The following is a 651-nucleotide window of genomic DNA, read 5'->3' as shown; positions in this document are numbered from 1 at the left end:
TTTGGGATGCTTATAGCGTCATTTTCAATTCGAATACAGTTGGAATTATTGACCGCTCGGAAGCTATCATTGTGAAGCCGCTTCCTTTTGTAGGAAACTTTGTGCTTTGGAAAATGCTGCAAACGACCTTTAGAAAATGCATTCTTCATCGCTGTTTCCAAGTCGCGAGCAACCTGCTGAGCAGCAGCAGAATCAAACGCTTTAATCCAGCTAAATTCCTCGAATGGCTTAATTTCCTTGAGGAGAGAAGCCATATCTTTGTAAAACAGGAATGTTTTATCGTATTCATATCGACGCATATTTTCAGACAACAACAGATTCCAAATGCCACGCGCTATCGCACCAAACTCAATGAGCTTAACTTCTTGTTCTGGCGTAGGGTTTAGCCTGTAGTTGTATCTGAGCGTCTTTTTCATATACTGTATAGACTACTGTGTAAGGCCAAGTTGTCAAGATGGAATATGAAACTAAATCTCACTGCAAATATCTAATTTCGCTTCATTTAATTTTGGTGGTTAAGTACAGAAAACCTCTGCTAAACGGAAGGCAGGGTGAGTTTGTAAAGAAAACGGTTTTCGATGTTTCTCTATCATCTGACTTTAGGATCGAAGAGGTTGAGATAGACAAAGATCACATTCATATGCTGATTAC

At 39.5% G+C, this 651-nt stretch carries 2 protein-coding genes; one reads left to right on the top strand and one right to left on the bottom strand.

Going from position 1 to position 651, the window contains the following annotated elements:
• A partial coding sequence (locus AN394_RS21220; protein ID WP_152968971.1) for a helix-turn-helix domain-containing protein occupies positions 1-416 on the bottom strand: 416 nt, incomplete at its 3' end.
• A gap of 38 nt (positions 417-454) precedes the next feature.
• On the opposite strand from AN394_RS21220, the gene tnpA reads away from it, so the two are divergent.
• On the top strand, positions 455-651 hold a 197-nt coding region (gene tnpA, locus AN394_RS21215; RefSeq protein ID WP_152968970.1), incomplete at its 3' end, for an IS200/IS605 family transposase.

Source organism: Pseudoalteromonas sp. P1-26 (assembly GCF_001401795.1).
Classification (GTDB): Bacteria; Pseudomonadota; Gammaproteobacteria; order Enterobacterales; family Alteromonadaceae; genus Pseudoalteromonas.
Note: the sequence above shows the minus strand (reverse complement) of the source record. Positions and strands in the feature narration are given on the sequence as shown.